Annotated in this window: 16 protein-coding genes; 14 read left to right on the top strand and 2 right to left on the bottom strand. The window is 45.7% G+C overall.

Features of this window, described 5'->3' with window-relative positions:
* Position 1: 1 nt before the first annotated feature.
* Complete coding sequence (locus NSQ29_RS23695; protein WP_339800447.1) at positions 2 to 625, bottom strand: NAD(P)H-dependent oxidoreductase; 624 nt, start codon at positions 623 to 625, stop codon at positions 2 to 4.
* 168 nt (positions 626 to 793) lie between these two features.
* Between NSQ29_RS23695 and NSQ29_RS23690 the strand changes: the two genes are divergently transcribed.
* Positions 794 to 1,468, top strand: coding sequence for a MarR family transcriptional regulator (locus NSQ29_RS23690; RefSeq protein WP_341126229.1), 675 nt, complete (start codon positions 794 to 796; stop codon positions 1,466 to 1,468).
* Positions 1,469 to 1,470: 2 nt separating this feature from the next.
* Here the strand turns inward: NSQ29_RS23690 and NSQ29_RS23685 are convergent, their stop codons facing one another.
* Positions 1,471 to 2,409: a helix-turn-helix transcriptional regulator gene (locus NSQ29_RS23685; RefSeq protein WP_341126228.1), complete on the bottom strand. Its 939-nt coding sequence runs from the start codon at positions 2,407 to 2,409 to the stop codon at positions 1,471 to 1,473.
* A gap of 96 nt (positions 2,410 to 2,505) precedes the next feature.
* Here NSQ29_RS23685 and NSQ29_RS23680 point away from each other — a divergent pair, with 96 nt between their 5' ends.
* The 13 genes from NSQ29_RS23680 (at position 2,506) to NSQ29_RS23620 (ending at position 18,800) form a co-directional block, all read left to right on the top strand.
* The gene (locus NSQ29_RS23680) at positions 2,506 to 2,955 is read left to right on the top strand and encodes a VOC family protein (protein ID WP_341126227.1); all 450 of its coding nucleotides are present in this window, start codon (positions 2,506 to 2,508) and stop codon (positions 2,953 to 2,955) included.
* 190 nt (positions 2,956 to 3,145) lie between these two features.
* The gene (locus tag NSQ29_RS23675; protein WP_042184917.1) at positions 3,146 to 3,727 is read left to right on the top strand and encodes a TetR/AcrR family transcriptional regulator; all 582 of its coding nucleotides are present in this window, start codon (positions 3,146 to 3,148) and stop codon (positions 3,725 to 3,727) included.
* Between the two features lie 37 nt (positions 3,728 to 3,764).
* Positions 3,765 to 5,075 carry a cytosine permease gene (locus NSQ29_RS23670; RefSeq protein ID WP_076286137.1) on the top strand — a complete coding sequence of 437 codons (1,311 nt, stop codon included), beginning with the start codon at positions 3,765 to 3,767 and terminating at the stop codon, positions 5,073 to 5,075.
* A 4-nt stretch (positions 5,076 to 5,079) separates the two neighbouring features.
* Complete coding sequence (locus NSQ29_RS23665) at positions 5,080 to 6,192, top strand: DUF917 domain-containing protein (protein ID WP_341126226.1); 1,113 nt, start codon at positions 5,080 to 5,082, stop codon at positions 6,190 to 6,192.
* Entirely contained in the window at positions 6,192 to 7,772 is a 1,581-nt protein-coding gene (locus NSQ29_RS23660; RefSeq protein ID WP_341126225.1) for a hydantoinase/oxoprolinase family protein, read from the top strand. Before NSQ29_RS23665 ends, NSQ29_RS23660 begins: the two co-directional genes overlap by 1 nt.
* 145 nt (positions 7,773 to 7,917) lie before the next feature.
* Positions 7,918 to 8,763, top strand: coding sequence for a TolB family protein (locus NSQ29_RS23655; protein WP_341126224.1), 846 nt, complete (start codon positions 7,918 to 7,920; stop codon positions 8,761 to 8,763).
* 61 nt (positions 8,764 to 8,824) lie between these two features.
* Positions 8,825 to 10,522: a hypothetical protein gene (locus NSQ29_RS23650; RefSeq protein ID WP_341126223.1), complete on the top strand. Its 1,698-nt coding sequence runs from the start codon at positions 8,825 to 8,827 to the stop codon at positions 10,520 to 10,522.
* A 279-nt stretch (positions 10,523 to 10,801) separates the two neighbouring features.
* Entirely contained in the window at positions 10,802 to 12,508 is a 1,707-nt protein-coding gene (locus NSQ29_RS23645) for an amylo-alpha-1,6-glucosidase (protein WP_341126222.1), read from the top strand.
* Positions 12,509 to 12,647: 139 nt separating this feature from the next.
* Positions 12,648 to 14,396: a cache domain-containing sensor histidine kinase gene (locus NSQ29_RS23640; RefSeq protein ID WP_341126221.1), complete on the top strand. Its 1,749-nt coding sequence runs from the start codon at positions 12,648 to 12,650 to the stop codon at positions 14,394 to 14,396.
* Entirely contained in the window at positions 14,374 to 15,594 is a 1,221-nt protein-coding gene (locus NSQ29_RS23635; RefSeq protein WP_341126220.1) for a response regulator transcription factor, read from the top strand. The genes NSQ29_RS23640 and NSQ29_RS23635 overlap by 23 nt, the downstream gene beginning before the upstream one ends.
* Positions 15,595 to 15,751: 157 nt before the next feature.
* Complete coding sequence (locus NSQ29_RS23630; RefSeq protein WP_179085840.1) at positions 15,752 to 16,975, top strand: ABC transporter substrate-binding protein; 1,224 nt, start codon at positions 15,752 to 15,754, stop codon at positions 16,973 to 16,975.
* A gap of 62 nt (positions 16,976 to 17,037) precedes the next feature.
* Positions 17,038 to 17,991 carry a carbohydrate ABC transporter permease gene (locus NSQ29_RS23625; RefSeq protein WP_339271492.1) on the top strand — a complete coding sequence of 318 codons (954 nt, stop codon included), beginning with the start codon at positions 17,038 to 17,040 and terminating at the stop codon, positions 17,989 to 17,991.
* A complete protein-coding gene (locus tag NSQ29_RS23620; RefSeq protein WP_339800476.1) occupies positions 17,988 to 18,800 on the top strand; it encodes a carbohydrate ABC transporter permease in 813 nt (270 codons plus the stop codon). Before NSQ29_RS23625 ends, NSQ29_RS23620 begins: the two co-directional genes overlap by 4 nt.
* Positions 18,801 to 18,849: the final 49 nt, after the last annotated feature.

Below are 18,849 nucleotides of genomic sequence, written 5' to 3'. Positions count from 1 at the left end.
TCTACTCTAGTCGTGCAAAACGTTGTTCTGTTTTATTAAGATGCTTCACCCGTTCTTCTAAGCTGCGATCTGACATCCCGGCATAATTATACCAACGGAGGTTCTTCCGTATTCCCATTTTGCGGAAGGTCCCTCTGAACAGAATTTTGGTGATGGGGTTGCCAAAAATCCAGCGATAAAAGAAGTCGGGCGTGTTCATTACGGTCAGCAGTGACACTCCTTTAAGATTCGTGAGCAAGCATTTGAAGGGCCTTCCAGGTTTAATTTCCTCGTAGACAATACCTTTTGCGAATACCTTATCAAGAAAGCCTTTGGTGAGAGCGGGCATGGCCTCCCACCAAATGGGGAATAGGAAGACGATATGATCTGCTGCCAAAAGCCGTTGCTGATAATTGGCGACTAGGGGGTCGGTGGTTTTCTTTTGTCGCCAAACAGCAAGTTCTTCGCGCGACATGACTGGATCAAATCCATCGGCATGCAGATCGATAAGATCAATCGTATGACCTTTGGTGGTAAGACCTCGCATTACGGAGGCTAATAAGGCTGCGGAATAGCTTCGCTGATGTGGGATATTCTCGGACGCTGATGCTCCGTAGGGATGATCAAAAATAACTAAGACATTCATATAAATACCTTCTCTTCGTTTTATTGTTTCCTAGAAATTAAATATTAACCATGGAAACAATAATACGTTTTAAGTTTCCTTATTGTCAATATTATTTCTAGGAAACTTTATTTATGAGCTGTGTCTTGTTAAAATGAGCATAAGATGAATTTACGAGGAGACTTAACAGTGACGCATTCTTTCGAGAACTTACCTAATAAGGATATTATGATAAAAAAATTGATAGATATGATTCCCCAATTACAAAAGCGATTTCAATCGGAGGATGATGAAGAGAAGGCGTGGCTGATTCAGAACTGTAGTAATCCCCTTATCATTGATTTCCTCCAAGACTCCACAGTCATGATGCTGCATGTAATCGATGCAATTGGACAGCTTGAGCCGGTGAATGGCACTACCATTTCGAAGCATTTCGGAATTCCGAAAGGTAGCGTGTCCAAAATCACTAGAAAATTAGTTCTGCAGCAAATTATTCGCACGGAGTTTCTCCCCGATAATAAAAAAGAAGTGCTGTTTCTTACAACACCTCTTGGAAAAGAAATATTCGATTTGCATCAAGCACTACATAAGGAGATGAATAAAGGGATAAATCGGTTTCTACAGAGATATAACACAGATGAATTGTTATTTCTGATCCAAGCGTTCGAGGATACTTTAGAAGCATCATGGGTTCATCCGGAATCGGTTGCTGAAGAAGAACCATTAAATGCTGGAGAATCTCTTGAGGCAATGGAAATCGATGAAATGAGTCAAATCGTAGACATGCTTAACCAACTTGATACACGCAACCTTAAAAAGGCTAAAGCCATTCTCCAAGATGTGTTTTTTACCTCTTTTGAGTAGCTTTATAGTTTCTGATAGTGAGTTAAGAGTTGCTCTAGCTTATCCTGAATCATTTGTTTCAAGCCTTCAGGCTTCACCGCTCTAACATACTGACCATAACGCATGAAATAATTAGCTAGAAATTCTTCTTCGCCTGGATTATAGAATCCCTTAATGACGGTTATCGGTCCAGCTTCTATTTCCATAGAGGGATAATGCTCTTTATAAAAAATATCTTTGGCTTGCTCCGCAATCTCAACTTCAAAGTGAATACTGTTCTCGGATTGATAAAATTCTAAGGAACGATTAAGAAGTTCTTCTATAGAATAGCGGGCTGTGCTTTCCTCTTCTTCAATGAAGGTTATTCGATCACATCTAAACACTCTATATGTATTCGTATTTAACTCTATTCCAGTAGCATACCATTGACCAAACTTCGCGGAAATTCTGAAGAATTGTACAGGGTAGCTTTTTGTCTGGTTATTTTTTGTGTATTCAATGTTACAGGCACATTCATTTAGAATACTTGCCAGGATTTTATCTAAAGAACGACTGACATGCTTATGCTGATACATTTCGAATTGTAGAACTTTTTTCATTTTATGAATCTGGTTGATTTGTGTACTCGATAGACAGTGCTCGAACTTTTCGTTTAGCTTGTTAACACTTAAATGAAAAGGTGTAGATTGATAAGATTCTAGCGTCAGCATAGCAAAGTACAGTGCATAGACTTCATCTATCGTGAAAATAATAGGAGATAACAATCTATTTTTCAAAATACCATAACGTCCGTGTCTTCCATGTTCCGCGAAAATAGGCATACCCAATTGTTCTAATGAAGTAACATCACGTAGCGCTGTGCTTTTTGAAATATTGTATTTCTCCATAAGGTCACTTAGATTGAAAAACTCTCGCCCGTTTAAGTATCTCATCATGTCATTTAAGCGTTCGGATTTCTTCATATAAAAAACTCCTTATTAAGGTGTCATGTTTTGATACCTTTATATATGATAATAAGTTTAAGATCACATATCAAATATACGAAGGAGATTTACACTATGAGTACAACATTAGAAGTAGCTATTTTCTTATCGATGAAGGGAAGAGCCAAGGAAGCTATAGAATTTTACAAAAAGCATTTTAATGCAGAGGAATTGTTACGTGTTACCTATCAACAACTAGCAGAACGTGACAGCTCCATACGGCTTACGGATGAAAATAAGGATTATATTACTCACTCTGTCTTGTTAATCGGCAAAACCAAACTAATGATCGCAGAAGAAACCATGAATCCAAGTGAAGAATATACAATGGGTAATAACACTTCATTATGTATTCAAAGTGCTGACCTAGAGGAAATTGAACACTTCTATAGTAGCTTAATCACGGATGAGCGCGTGAAAATTATTACTCCTTTATCTAGTAATGTGTTTAGTAAAGCCTACGGTATCATTGAAGATCCCTTTGGTATTCAAATTCAACTCATGTTTGATGAAAGATTACAGTAACAACTTTGCTTCTAAAGTAAACCCAGTTCACCGTTCAGCTGATCATAATTCAGGGATTATCCTGATGTTGGTCGGCTTTTTTGTATGTATTGATGGCTATTTTTTATGAAAAATATTGAATTATTATGCATAAAGATGTATAGTGTTTTTTAATTAACGTTAATTAAGTAAGTAAGGGATGTGGAATGTCTTGACCAAAAACAAGTTGAAAGAAGTAGCGATGCGACTATTCGGAGAGAAGGGTTACGAGGGTACGGCTCTCTCTGAAATTACGAAGGAAGTTGGCGTGAAGACTCCGGCGATCTATGCCTTTTTTGAGAATAAAGAGGATTTGTTTATGACGGTCTTTCGTGAGGCTATGCAGTCCTATAACACTTATATTCAAGAGCTGTCGGAAGAACAGAAAGTACTGAGTGCCCAGGAAAGTCTACGAGGCATATTGTCTAGACAGTATGAGTTCTATCAGAAGAGTCCTGAAGCAAGCAAAATTGTGCTGAGGTATGTGGTCTTCCCACCGGCATTCTTAAAGGAAACGATTGAGGAAGCATTCCTAGAGTCCGACGCGATGCTGACGAAGATCATTGAACAATTCATCTCAAAAGGGATGGAAGAGGGCGTAATTCGCGATCAATCCGTGCAGCTTCTCACAGATGCTTTTCTCAACTTGATGGATGGATTAAGCATGCAGTATTTCTATTACACTTCTAAAGGAATTTATGAGCGTAAGCTAAACCATGCGTTTGAAATGTATTGGAAGGGTGCGTCCTCATAGCGCTACAGAAGAAGATAACAACAAGGGGATGGGGAGAATGGCAGAAGTAAGTGAAGTAAAGGGGAACGAGCTTAGCTCGGGGGATTTTGAGAGAGAGCCGGTTCCAGCGCATTTGCGTAAAAAATGGCTATCTATGTCGCTCGTCTGGATCGCCATCGGGATTGACCTATCAGCGATGTTCTTGGGTGCTCAGCTTGGCAATGGAATGAATCTGACGGATTCACTCACAGCAACAATAATCGGTTCGTTAATCCTAGGGGTGATCGGAGCGTTATGTGCGTATGTAGGAGCGAAAACAGGGTTATCGACATCGATGATCTCTCGGTTTCTATTTGGAAATGTGGGTGCACGTGTCGTAGCAGTTATCCTCGGTATTTTCTCACTCGGTTGGTTTGGGGTGCAGGTCGGGTTCTTCGCTTCGAATATGCAGACTGCTTTTAGTCAATTATGGGATATTCATCTGTCCTTAGGGGTGCTTTCATTCATAGGTGGGCTTTTGATGATGTCGACAGCTATTTGGGGATATCAATCTATTGAACGACTAAGCACCTGGTCCGTACCATTGCTTATTTTGTTTATCGGTGTGGCTATTTATTCCGCGTTCCACACCAAAGGAGCTTCAGCCGTGTGGGAACCGATTAGCGGAGCAGCGATCCCGATGGGGACAGCGATCTCGCTTGTTATTGGTATCTTTATTGTCGGCACGGTGCTTTCACCGGATATCGCTCGTTGGGCGCGCACACCCAAGCATGCTATAACCGCGGCCTTTATCGGCTTCTTTGTGGGTAACAGCTTCATGACGATTGTAGCTATTTTTCTATCTCGAATTATGGACACAGATGATCTGACGAATATTTTCATTGCGCTAGGACTTGGGCTTCCAGCCATTATCGTCTTAACCCTTGCCCAATGGACGACAAACACGAACAATTTATATTCTGCTTCGCTAGGGTTCTCTGTCGTGTTCCAAAAGGTTCCGAAAAAGCTAATTACTATTGTGGCAGGTATCTTTGCTACGTTGCTTGCCGTACTTGGCATCTATGATAAGTTTTTATCTTTCCTAAATATTATTACGGTGTTTGTCTCTCCAATCGGGGGGATATACACGTCCGAATTTTTGCTTGTAGATCGAAAGAAATTCACTTTTGAAGGTCTGGATCGCAATAAGAACTGGGTGATTCGCTCCTTAGCGGTGTGGGTTGCAGCTACGTTGTTCGCTTTTATGACAACCGCAGCGCCAGATGGATTTGGATGGTTCCAAATCACGAGCGTACCGGCATTAGATGCGTTTATGTTCGCCTTTATCGTGCAGTGGATTGTCGGCAAAATCATGACAAAGAAGGGATAACAACATGAGAAATCACAAACTAACAGAATTAAATGAACAAGCGGTGCAATACATTGCTGTTGGTGCAGCCGTTCTTGGAACAGGCGGGGGCGGTGACCCGCATATTGGTAAATTGATGGCGATGGAAGCCATTCGCAAATATGGTCCTGTTCGTTTATTAAGTCCTGAGGATCTGGAGGACGATGCATTGGTTGTTCCCATATCCATGATTGGCGCACCTACGGTTATGAATGAGAAGATTCCTTCGATTCAGCAAATGATCAAGCCTTTGGATATGATTGAGAAAGAGCTTGGACGCAAGGTGAGCGCCATTATGCCGATTGAGGTCGGTGGCGGTAACTCTCTGGTTCCCGTAATTACGGCTGCGGAACGCAATATTCCTATCGTAGATGCGGATGCCATGGGACGGGCTTTTCCAGAATCGCAAATGGTGACGTTCTACTTGGACGGTATTGACTGCAGTCCGATTACGATGGCAGATGAACGCGGCAACGGTGTGCTTATGCATGCGATCGACGGTGTTTGGGAAGAGCGGATGGCGCGTGCGGTTACGATTCAAATGGGCGGATCAGCTTCGATTTGTGATTATCCGGTAACTGGAGCGCAGGTAAAGCAAAGCGCAATCCCACATACCTTGACGCTTGCGTATGAAATCGGAAAAACATTGTTCGAGTCCAAGGAATTGAAGCAGAATCCAATTGAAATGCTGCTGAAGCAGCTGAATGGATATGCGTTGTTCCAGGGGAAGGCAGTAGACATTCGCCGTCGTACAGAAGGCGGATTTACACGCGGTGAAGCGATCTTCGAAGGTACAGATGCTAAAAAGGGACGTACGATGACTTTGTTCTTCCAGAATGAGTTCCTTCTTGCCACAGAAGATGGACATTCAATTGCTATTACTCCTGACCTGATCTCAGTGCTTGACCAGGATACCGGTATGCCAATCACGACTGAGAATTTGAAATACGGTGCCCGGGTGAGTGTGGTTGGTTTCTCTTGTGATCAGAAATGGCGTTCACCAAAGGGCCTCGAGACGGTAGGTCCACAATATTTTGGCTATGATGCACCTTATGTTCCAATTGAACAATTGGCAGCAGAGAAAGGGGGAGCAGAGTAATGTCTCATACGAATGTAAACAACATGGAAGAAATATACCGCATTGGGATTGATGTCGGCGGGACAAATACAGATGCAGCCTTGCTCGACTCCAAGCTAAACACCATTCATACGATAAAAGTGCATACCACACGTGATGTGAATGAAGGCATTACTGAATCCATCCGTCGTTTGTTAGCAGAGAGTAGTGTGAATCCGGCGCAGATTCGTTATGCAATGCTCGGAACTACGCACTGTACGAATGCTATTGTGGAGCGCAAACACTTGGGGAAAGTCGGCTTGATTCGAATCGGGGCACCGGCAACAACTGCGGTTCCTCCACTTGCAGATTGGGACGATACACTTAAGGCAACGGTTTGCCCACATGCTTATGTTGTTCATGGCGGATATGAATATGATGGCCGCACGATTGTTGAAATGGATGAAGAAGAGATTCTAGACTGCTTTTTGAAAATGAAGGGTGAAGTCGAGGCGGTTGCGATCTGTGGTGTGTTCTCCCCAGTGAATACCTCGCAGGAGAAACGTGTCGAAGAACTAGCAAAGCAAGTACTTGGCACAGATATGCCTGTGACGTTGTCTCATGAGATTGGAAGTATTGGATTGCTCGAGCGTGAGAACGCGTCGTTGCTGAACGGCGCATTACTTAACGTCATTGCTGGAGTCGTAAAGGGCTTCGAAGAGGCGCTTCACACTTATGGAATTGACGCGAGCCTATACATCTGTCAGAACGATGGAACACTGATGTACAGTGAATATGCGCTTCGTTACCCGATTCTGACGATTGCTTGCGGTCCGACGAATTCCATTCGGGGCGCGGCACACTTGTCAGGTCTGAATGATGCACTTGTTGTTGATATCGGTGGCACCACGACAGATATCGGCGTCCTGATGCAAGGCTTCCCGCGTCAATCCTCCGCTGCGGTTGAGATTGGCGGGATTCGAACGAACTTCCGCATGCCGGATATCTTATCGATCGGGATCGGCGGCGGTACAATCGTTCGCTTGGATGAAACGCAGGATCAGGTAACAGTGGGTCCGGATAGCGTGGGATACGAGCTATTGAAGCGCGGCCTCATCTTTGGTGGTGATACGCTCACAGCAACCGATGTGGCGGTGAAGCTTAATCGATACGAGTGGAAAGATGTGCAGACAGAGGTACTTGATGAATCGATCTGCAAGAGAGCAGATGAGATCATTACGCGGGATATCGAGGAAGCGATTGATCGGATGAAGACAAGCTCAGATCCTGTTGACGTCATTTTGGTCGGTGGCGGAAGTATTCTTGTGGCAGACAAGCTTGAAGGTGTATCACGGATTGTGAGACCGGATCACTATGATGCTGCGAATGCGATTGGCGCTGCGTTAGGTGAGGTGAGCGGGGAGACAGAGCGGATTTATTCCCTGGACGAAATGTCTTATGATGAAGCTAAGGAAGATGCCCGCAGCCATGCAATAGAGCAAGCTGTTCTAGCCGGTGCAGATCGCGATACCGTTCAGATCGTATTGTCTGAGGATATTCCGATTGCATACTTGCCGGGCAATGCCTTGCTGGTAAAAGTAAAAGCGGCTGGACGTTTATAAGATGATTATGGATCTGCCTTGAGGAGTGAACTCTCTTCGAGGCAGATCTTTTTGTCTTTATAATTGCATTACCAAGAAAGAAAGGGGATTTAGAATAGCTGTCGAAGTGGGTTATGTACATATTTTAACGATGGGAGAGAGGACAATGAAAGTGATTAGCACATTAGAAATCGTAGATGTACAGACTGGGGAACGTACTGCGCTCCGCTCATTTGATTATTTAATCGAGGCACCCAATTGGACTAGCGATGGTAAGCGTCTTATTTATAATAGTCGAGGTTGTCTCTATTCGTTCGACATCGCAACCTGTGAGCTTGTTCAAATTGACTCGGGGTTTGCTGCGGAATGTAATAACGATCATGTTCTGTCTTTTGACAACACTAAGATTGCAATTAGTCACCATACGAAAGAAGATGGTAAATCTCGTATATATATTCTTCCCATGGAGGGTGGCGAACCGGTTCTAGTTACACCGAATGCTCCAAGTTATTTACATGGTTGGTCTCCAAACGGTGCTGAGTTAGCTTACTGTGCAGAGCGCAATGGTCAGTATGATATTTATACCATTCCAGTAGACGGGGGAGTAGAGGTACAACTGACGGATTCGCCTGGGCTGGATGATGGGCCTGAATATTCACCAGATGGGGGACATATATGGTTCAATTCGGTGCGTACAGGGCTGATGCAGATATGGCGAATGAATGCCGATGGCACTGAGCAAACACAGATGACTTTTGATGAGAGTAATAACTGGTTCCCGCATGTATCGCCAGATGGTCAGACGATTGCCTACCTGAGTTACCGCAAAGGGGATGTAGATCCTGGCGATCACCCTGCGAATAAGGATGTTGAGATTCGATTGATGGCAAGTACGGGAGGAGATTATCGCACACTAGTACAATTGTTTGGAGGACAAGGAACGATTAACGTGAATTCGTGGTCTCCGGATAGTAAGCGCTTGGCGTTTGTAAGTTATGTGGTGGAGGAATAGGAATAAAATACCGATAAAAATTATAGTATTTTTATTTATATATAAATGGGGGAAAAGTTGGATGAAGAGGATTTTTAGTGTTTTGCTAATTGTATTACTGGTTATACCAGCGCTAGGCACTACAACCTTTGCGAGCAGTACGGTGAAGGCTAAGGTAACCGAGAGCAGTACATATTTTGACGGAGAACAAAGGGACCTGAACGGATTCAATATCTCGAACAACAATTATTTCCGGCTGCGCGATGTAGCGGAGTATTTCTCGGGAACAGCCAGTCAATTTGATATCACTTGGAATAAAGCAAACAATGCGATAGAGATCATAACCGGGCAAGCCTATACTCCTGAAAAGAAAGCTAGCAGCAACTATTATAGTCGCAATAGAAATTATTCAGCTACGCTGTCGACCTCTAAAGTGCTAGTGAACGGACAGCTACAGTCGATTACGGCGTACAATATTGACGAGAATAACTATGTTCAGTTGCGAGATTTGGCGGGGAAAATTCCATTCGATATCGAATATGACGTTCAGTCTGATCGAATATCCTTGTTCTCAAAAGTTCCAGATCATGCTTACCGGGTAAAGACGGCGGTGAAAACCGAAAGTAACGCTGTATCTTCTTATTTTCCCAGATGGAAAAGTACGGCCACTTCTTATCTTGTGAATAATAATGATGGGACTGTAAGTGTCCTTGAGGCGAATAAGGAAGTTACGATTGAATCATATAATGAGAAGTTTGAACTAACTGGAAATAAGAGTATCCCTTTTGAGCTTCCGATATTTGGTGGTTTCTATAGTGGGGAGAAGTATAACTATATTGCTTTTGGACAAGAGAATCGCGAAGAGAATGATAGCAAAGAAGTGATTCGTATTGTCCGTTATGATAAAAGCTTCAATAGAGTAGACAGTGTCTCCGTTAAGGGTGGCGAGAGTTATACGGTTAGCCCTTTTGATTCTGGCTCTGGTAGTATGGCCGAGGCTGGTGATACGCTTGTATTCCACACTTCACGTACAAGGTACACGACAGAAGATAAACTAAATCATCAATCCCAGCTGACCATTATCGTGAATACCCAAACAATGACCGTGACGAATGATCTGGGAAGATTCCAGAAGAATCATGTCAGCCACTCTTTTGATCAATATGTATTGTTTGATGGTGCTACTCATGTTCTAGTGGATCATGGTGATGCCTATCCTCGTTCGATTGTGCTGAATAAAGGAAATGGAACCAGCTATAACGAGGTAGACCTGTTTAATATTCCCGGCAAAATCGGAGCGAACACCACAGGCGTTTCTATAGGCGGATTTGAGATGTCTTCGGCGAACTATATTGTCGCTATGAATACGATTGACCATTCGCTTGTCAAAGAATATACGTCTTATGAGATGGTGGGACTAGAGAAGGATCAGAGAGATATCGTTCTTAGTGTTCTGCCAATAGCCAACCTGTCTAGCACAGCAGTGAACCACATCACCTTGGCTAAATATGTTGGTACGAACCAGATCGCTTCCATTCCTAAATTGGTGAAAATAACAGACGACAAAATGATGGTGCTGTGGCAGGAGTTTGATAAAGAGAATCATCCGGGTGACCTGAAATATGTTCTTATAAATGGAGAGGGTGCAACCACTGGCGGTATCCAAACGATTAAGAACTTTGTACTATCAGAAAGCAGCCCTATTGTTAGCGGCGACAAAATTGTATGGTATACCAACAACAAAGGATCCCGACTGTTTTATTCTATTCCATTAAATTAAATTACCAGCAAAAGGTTATCCCGTTAATGCCTACATGAGGTATTACGGATAACCTTTTTTTCTACCAAACTCATATGCCGTTTCCCTATCGATATGCTCGTTTACAAAGACGTGCTAACATTTGTACCCCTGATCATCTAACAAAAAGACACCCGTGTACGCCTCAGACTTCTCACTCCAACAATATGACGCCCCATCGCTAACACCTGTCTGTTTCGTAATTCTGACGCCTTGGATAAACTGAAAGCGCATACTTCCTTTGGAAAGGAGTCCAACGATATGAACTTTAATCTTAACACGGTACCCTTCAGCCGAAGAGGCACCTTTCTGGCTATTTCTGAACTACCTGAATCGGATGTCAGGGCGGAGGGACTTTACTTACGGACCGTGCGTGGTGGGGATGATAAATTTGGTGAAGCTTTTCAAATTGAACTGCTGGACGAGAGTAATCAGTATATTCCGTACGAGGCTAAGGCAGAGCCTGCACTGCTTCGATTGAATACGGATACCGACAATATCTATGCGGAGATCTGTATCACAGATGGTCGTACGGTCCGTTTCAAGAGCAGAGGATGTGGCATTCGCCTCACCTTCCGTACCTCAGCCTATGATTATGCTTATGAACACAGCGCAGGCAGTTGGGAAGTAAACAGCTTCACCCATGAATGCCGGTTCATGCTCACCCGGTTAACCGGGGCTCTCCGGATGGAGGTACCTTGGGACAAAATCAAAAGTTCCCGCATTGTGGCGGAGTTCATTCCTGAAGCGGGTACGGAAATTGCCGAGTTCGCGGTGGAAGAATTCCGCACGGTATGGGAACGGCGTGATGCCTGGACACCATGGGAGGAAGCGGTACTAGCGGTGCAACAGGAATATGACCAATGGCTGGGTGCCAGCTTGACCGTTCCCGAACGCTGGCAAGACGGCCGTGAACTGGCGGCTTATATTACCTGGTCCTGCCTGGTTCCCGCGGAAGGATGTTTGACCCGGCCAGCAATGTATATGTCGAAGAACTGGATGACGAATATTTGGAGCTGGGATCACTGCTTCAATGCGATGGCTCTGGTCAGACATCACCCGGAGCTGGCCTGGGACCAGTTTATGATTTTCTTCGACCGCCAGGATGAGAGTGGCCTGATTCCGGACTTTATCAACGACAAGTACGAGCTTTGGAACTGCAACAAACCCCCTATTCATGGCTGGACGCTGGCCTGGATGATGCAGCGGACGAATTATATTAAGGAATCCCATCTTCGTGAAGTATATGGGCCCTTGAGCAAGTGGACGAACTGGTGGTTCCATTACCGGGATAACGACAAGGACGGTATACCACAGTACAATCATGGAAACGATTCGGGGTGGGACAACAGTACTGCCTTTAATAACGGGATTCCGGTGGAGAGTCCGGATCTGGCAGCATTTTTAATCTTGCAGATTGAACTGCTTGCCGAAATTGCCGGGCTTCTGGGGCTTACCGACGAAAGCACCGCATGGAGACGATTAGGCGAGGAGACCCTGGAGAAAATGCTGCGTCATTTCTGGAAGGATGGAAGGTTCACCGCTTGCCGTTCTGGAACTCACGAAGCATCCGACGGCGACAGCCTGCTGCTCTTCGTGCCCATTCTGCTTGGCAAGCGGCTGCCGGAGCCAATCCTGCGCGAACTGCTGGATGGCCTGCGGGATGAGAGCCGCTTCTTGACGCCGAACGGCTGGGCTACAGAGAGTGTGAAGAGCCCTTACTACACGCCGGATGGCTATTGGCGGGGCCCGATTTGGGCGCCATCAACCATGTTGCTCGTGGAAGGTGTGGCCGCGGCGGGGGATGTTGAACTGGCAAGCGAGGTAGCCCGCCGATTCTGCAATATGCTGAACAAGAGTGGCATGGCCGAGAACTTCGATGCCCTGACGGGTCAAGGGCTTCGCGACAGGGCGTTTACTTGGACCTCAAGTGTCTTCTTAATCCTAGGGCACGAGTATACAACTTAAAAATATACGGGCACTTCCTCTTGGTCAAGACCGGCGTGAGGGGAAGTGCTTTCCCATTTTCCGAGATATTCCCGAGCGTGCCAGTCCGTGCTACACTTCAACTATAAAAATGAAATATATAAGGCGGGGATGAGAAGTCATGTGGAGTCATTTCTTTAAGAAGTTATATCATCGCTTCTCTATTCGCTCTTATTTCAGCATCCGGACTAAGCTGCTCTTTTGCTTTCTTATTGTCGCGATTATTCCGCTACTGTCACTGGGAGCCTTGAACTATTATCAATCCGCTATAGTCATCAACTCTCAATTCGGGAGATACGGGGAGAACACCGTGGCACAACTTGATCAGCAGATCAGCTCCGCTTTGAACCGGATGAATCAGACGACAGGAACAATCTATTCGTATCTCCTTGATCCTGCACGGGTGGGACTAGGTGATCACGTTCCAACTACGTATCAGGAGATTATGGATAAAGATGACTTCGAGGCGCTGCTTAAATCACTTAAGACGGATCTGACAAGAGGTATTTATCTGATTACCCGTTCTGGCTATTACTATGGAGAGAATAATCTGGATGTCAGTAAGCTTAATGATATCCCCGCCTGGCGGGCCATTACTTATTCATCCAAAGGGCCCTATTGGCTGGGCTTCTATCCTATGAATCATGGCATGGAAGCTTCGGATACCGGAGAACCTATACTGGGGCTCGCTGTACGGATTAATAATCCGGCTGGAACCCAGCATGGAAGCACGATCTTAATAGAAGAGAATGCGCAGGTTCTTCTAGATATGTTCCATATGTTTGAGGAAGATACCAAAGCGCATTTGACGATAACTGGTTCTGAAGGGCAACCCATTTACCAGTCAGATTCTCCATTCACTCCAGACGATAGTGATGTGGTGTGGAATAGGACACTTGCAGCCAACGGATGGAAGATTGAAGCAAGGCTGCCGGCCAAAGCATTTTATTTTTCCTCGAGCCTGATCCGCTCCAACACAGTACTTGTAGCCATTGTTTCTTGTCTGCTTGCCTTTGGGCTAGCTTATATATTCTCATCGAAATTCACAGCTCGAATTCGCAGGCTGAAAGACTCGATGCAGAAGGTCAGCTTTGGCAAGCTACACACGAGGACCTTGGTGGAAGGCAAGGATGAACTCGGCAGCCTGGACACCAGCTTCAACCGTATGGTGGGGGGAATTCAATCCCTTGTCCAGGAAGTGGAGCAGAGTGAGCGGCTGAAGAAGGAGGCCGAGCTTAAGGCATTTCACTACCAAATTAATCCACATTTGCTCTTCAATACGCTGAATTCTATCCAGTGGAAAGCAAGGCTCCAAGGGGCAGAGGATATCCGCCAGATGCTCTATCATCTGACGATGGTGCTCGAAGGTAATCTGGATATCTCTCAGGAGTTGATCACGCTAGGCCGTGAACTCCGCATGATTGAGCATTTTCTGAAAATACAAGAGATCCGTTATGGGTCCGCATTCAGTTATGAACAGACCTGTGACGAAGAGTTTAAGCCGTATCTGATTCCCCGTATGACCCTTCAGCCGCTCTTTGAGAACATCTTTTTTCATGGATTTGAAGACGGGAAGGGTAACATCTCGTTAAGTGTACGGGAGGAAGGCGAGCATCTGTTGTTAACATTGTCTGATGACGGTGCAGGGATCACTGAAGAGAAGCTGAAGGCGCTTATGCGTGCAAAGCCGGAAAGCAAACCGCAGGGACGCGGAGGACTCGGTGTTCAGAACGCGAATCAGAAGTTCAAGCTTCATTTCGGACAGCAGTATGGCTTGACGGTGCATTCTACGAAAGGTGAAGGCACTACTATCGTAATTCGGTGGCCCAAGAAGGAGGAGAGTCCGCATGGAGACAACCAAGACCATTAAAGTGTTAATTGCAGATGATGAGAGTATCGTGCGCAAAGGACTTCGCTCTACAATTCCTTGGCATAAGTATGGGATGGAAGTGGTGGCGGATGCGCCGAACGGCCTTAAAGCCTGGGAGGCCTATCAGATTCACCTGCCTCAAATAGTGATTACCGATATTGTCATGCCGGAGATGAATGGGATTGAACTGTTACGCAAAGTTAAAGAGGTCGATAAGGACACCCGGATTATTCTGCTGAGCTGTCACCGTGACTTCGAATTTGCTCAGCAGGGAATTAAGCTTGGGGCTTCAGGATATCTGCTTAAGACGGCCTTTGAAGATGAAGAGCTGGAAGGAATGCTGGAGAAGTTCCAGAGGGAGCTGACATCGTCTGCTCCCGTAGCGGATGCTGAAACAAGCGAAATCTATGGAGAACGTCTAGGCTCTCTCTTGTTTGCCTGGCAGAGTGGACACAGCAGCAAATTTGTTGACGAAATAGATAAGCTCATTAGGGAGAAGCTGCCGCTGAATAGGGAGCCCTTGTACATTTATCTGATCAAGACCTGTGGATGCGATTGTACTTATCTGGATCTCGTCAAGCTTAATGAGGATGAGAATAGCCGGATGCCCCACAGTGCACCTGTTATCATCCCTTACGGTGAGGACCTTTGCTACTGCATTGTACCTGGTGACGAGCAGGAAATTGCGGACAGTCTGCTCGTTCAGATGAAAAGCCAAATCGAGAAGCTGAAATGGGCTAAGAGAGGACCGCTGGGCAACGCTGAAGATTTAAGCAAGGCCTTCATGGCGCTTCACAAGGAAGCGGAAGTGGAGAAGCTGCATGGTATTTCGTCTCAGGACTGGCCTGAACCGATCTGGAAGGCCGTGAAGCTTCTGCATGAGAACCCTGGAGCGGATTGGTCGGTTAGCGATTTGGCGAGCCAGGTGGGACTTAGCCGAAGCCATTTCTCGATCCTATTTAAGAAGACGGTTGGCGACAGCTTTGTGGCTTTTCAATATAAAAGGAAGCTTAAGCTTGCCAAGGCATTGCTGCGGGATACGCAGTTGACGATGCAGGATATTGCGGAGCGGACAGGGCTGGGCGACAGTAAATATTTCAGCAAATGGTTTAAGCGCTGCACGGGTCAGACGCCTAGTTATTACCGCATACAACAAAAAGACGCCGTGATTCGAACAGATGGACACCCCGATCTGTAAATCGAACAAAAGTACTCAAACATTCGAATAGATATCGGTTTTGAACCGCTTTCATAAAAGTTAAGATGAAAGCGGTTCAATTATTATTACCTCATTCAAAGGGGAGGCTGCCACAGTGAAAAAGAAAATTTCTCTTATTGTACTTGCCACTACGTTAATGGCAACTATGGTCACAGCTTGCGGGGGGAACAGTGAGCCTTCATCATCCACAGGTGCTGCAGGCTCAGGGGAGACGAAGACGCTTCGTTTTGCGACATGGGATACCGGAGACGCGCTAAAGATTGAGCAAGACATCGCCAAGAAATTCGAAGCAGCCCATCCGGGTACGAAGGTTCAGGTAGAGGCTTATGCAGACGGTTTTGACCAGAAGCTTGCCGCCGGATTCGGGGCAACCAATCCGCCAGATGTGATGTATATGTGGGATTTCCCGACCTATCATCAATCCCTGGAACCACTGGACAGCTATTCGAGCAAAGATAAAGAATTGAACATCGAAGATTTCTATCCGGGATTGTTCAACTATGGCAAAATTGACGGCAAGCTATATGGCATTCCGGCAGGGTTCACCACACGTGTGGTCTATTACAACAAGAAGTTGTTCGATGATGCCAAGATCCCTTATCCGAAGGATGGATGGACATGGACGGAGTTCCAGGACATCGCGGCCAAGCTCAGCGATAAGTCGAAGAAGCAGTACGGGTTCGGGGTTCGGGCAGAGAACGATACGTATGACCTTCAGAGCTTCGTATGGAGCAACGGAAGCTCGTTCATCTCTGATGACGGGAAAACGATTGAAGGATTTATGAACAGCAAAGAGACAGCTGAGTCTATCCAGATGCTCGGCGACATGGTTAAGAACGGCTCGGCTGTGCTGACCGGAGGCAAAGGCCAGCAGAGCGGAGATGACATTTTTAAAGCAGGTAAAATCGCTATGTGGGAGAGCGGTATCTGGCCGCTGGAATCGTTCAAGACGGCTGGTATAAATGTAGGTACGGTCGAAATCCCGGCGTTCCCAGGCAAACCGGTCAAAGGGGTGCTTGCGGAGTCCGCTTTGTCCATCGCCAAGGATTCGAAGCAGAAAGATCTGGCCTGGGAATTCGTGAAATTCTATGTGTCTAATGATTCGATCAAGATGCGTGTGGCGGATCTGCCTGTAAGGGTCAGTGTCGTAAATGAGCTGAAGAAAGATCAGGACCCGCTTTATAAACCGTACTACACGATGCTGGAGCGTTCCAGCAATACACCTGCGTTCCTGCTCAATCCGAAATGGAATGAAGTGAACCGCCAGCTCTCTGCTGCGGTGGAAGCGGTTATGCACGGCAGCAATGCCCAGGAAGTGCTGAATCAGGCTGTTAAAGATAGTCAACGTTATTTGAAATAACACATTTACAGAAAGAAGGTTAAGAGATGGCTCAGACCTTTCTGCATCAAGCAGGGGAGCCTATGGCCCAGCTCAAGCCTACACGAAAACGTAGTTGGGGTAGGGCTGTTCCCTACCTCTTCATTTTTCCTTGGATCTTCGGATTCCTCGTGTTCACCTTGGGGCCATTGTTATTTTCCCTTATCATCTCTTTTTTTGATTGGCCGATTGTCGGCGAAGTACACTTTATCGGGTTTGGTAATTATGCGGAAATGTTTACGGATGACCCGTTATTCTGGACCTCACTCGGGGTCACCCTCAAATTTGCAGCTCTGTTCGTTCCATTGAACATCATTGTGGCGCTTGGGCTTGCGATTCTCTTGAATCAGAAGACACGGGGCAGTGCTATATTCCGAACCGCCTTTTATATTCCCTCCGTTATATCCGGTGTCGCTCTGGCTATGATCTGGTCTTGGGTGTACAGCGGTGATTACGGGATTCTGAATTACTTCCTGTCCCTGATCGGTATTCAGGGCCCTGATTGGCTCAATGATAAGCAATGGTCATTAGTAGCGATGGTGATTGCAAGTCTCTGGGGACAAGGATCGATGATGCTGATCTTTCTGGCTGGCCTTAAAGGGATTCCAAGAGATCTTTATGAATCCGCTTCCATTGATGGGGCAGGTAAGCTCAGACAATTCTTCAGTGTGACGATTCCGATGATCACTCCGACGATTTTATTTAACTTAATTACATCCATCATTGCAGCCTTCCAGCAGCTGACTCTGGCTTTATTGCTGACCGGAGGCGGTCCAATGAAAGCAACCTATTTTTATGCCATGTACATGTATGAGAATGCGTTTAAGTATTTCAAAATGGGATATTCGGCAGCTAACGCCTGGTTCATGTTCCTGATCGTGCTCGGCTTGACCTTTCTTGTGTTCAAATCCTCGGAAGCCTGGGTGTTCTACGAAGGTGAAATGAAGAAGAATCCTCAGGAGAAGCTGAAGGCTCAAGGAAGGAGACGTTCTTTGTGAAGAAAATACTCGTATACGTTCTGCTGCTCTTGTTTTCACTGTTGTTCATAGCTCCGCTGTTCTGGGCGGTTACGACTGCGCTCAAGTCACAGTCCGAGCTGTATCTTTTTCCACCTAAATGGATTCCTTCTGTATGGAAGTTCAGCAATTTTGCAGAGGCGTGGAACATTCAACCTTTCAATATGTTTCTGAAAAATACACTGATTATTACCATCCTGTCGACGTTTGGTCAACTGATTTCATGCACGCTCGTAGCCTATGGATTCGCAAGATTCCAGTTCAAGGGCAGGGATTTTCTGTTCCTGGTTGTGTTGGCAACCATGATGATTCCCTGGGAAGTCACTATGATCCCACAGTATATGCTGTTCAACGTTCTGGGATGGATTAATACGCTCAAAGCTCTTATTGTACCGTCTTTCTTCGGGTCCGCCTATTTCATTTTCCTGCTGCGGCAGTTCATTCTCACCATCCCGCGGGAGCTAGACGAAGCAGCTACAATCGACGGAGCCAATAAGCTGACCGTATTAACACGGATTATTGTCCCGCTGATGGGGCCTTCGCTGATCCTGGTCGCTGTGTTTCAGGTTATGGGATGTTGGAATGATTATCTGGGGCCGCTCATTTTCCTTAACGACCAGACGAAATACACATTGACCCTAGGGCTCTCACAGTTCAAAGGGATGTACGGTGTGGATATGCAGTCCATTATGGCGATTACAGTTCTGATTTCGATCCCGCCGCTGGCAATCTTCTTTTTCGCTCAACGCTACATCGTTGGCGGCATTGCGACTACGGGCATTAAAGGTTAATTCGCCGTAGCGGGTTCGGAAATCTAATAACAGCACACAGCGCAGAGTA

Origin of the sequence: Paenibacillus sp. FSL F4-0236 (genome assembly GCF_038000135.1) — a bacterium.
Classification (GTDB): domain Bacteria; phylum Bacillota; class Bacilli; order Paenibacillales; family Paenibacillaceae; genus Paenibacillus_AQ.
The sequence above is the reverse complement of the archived record's forward strand: the minus strand, read 5'-3'. Positions and strand labels throughout refer to the sequence as shown.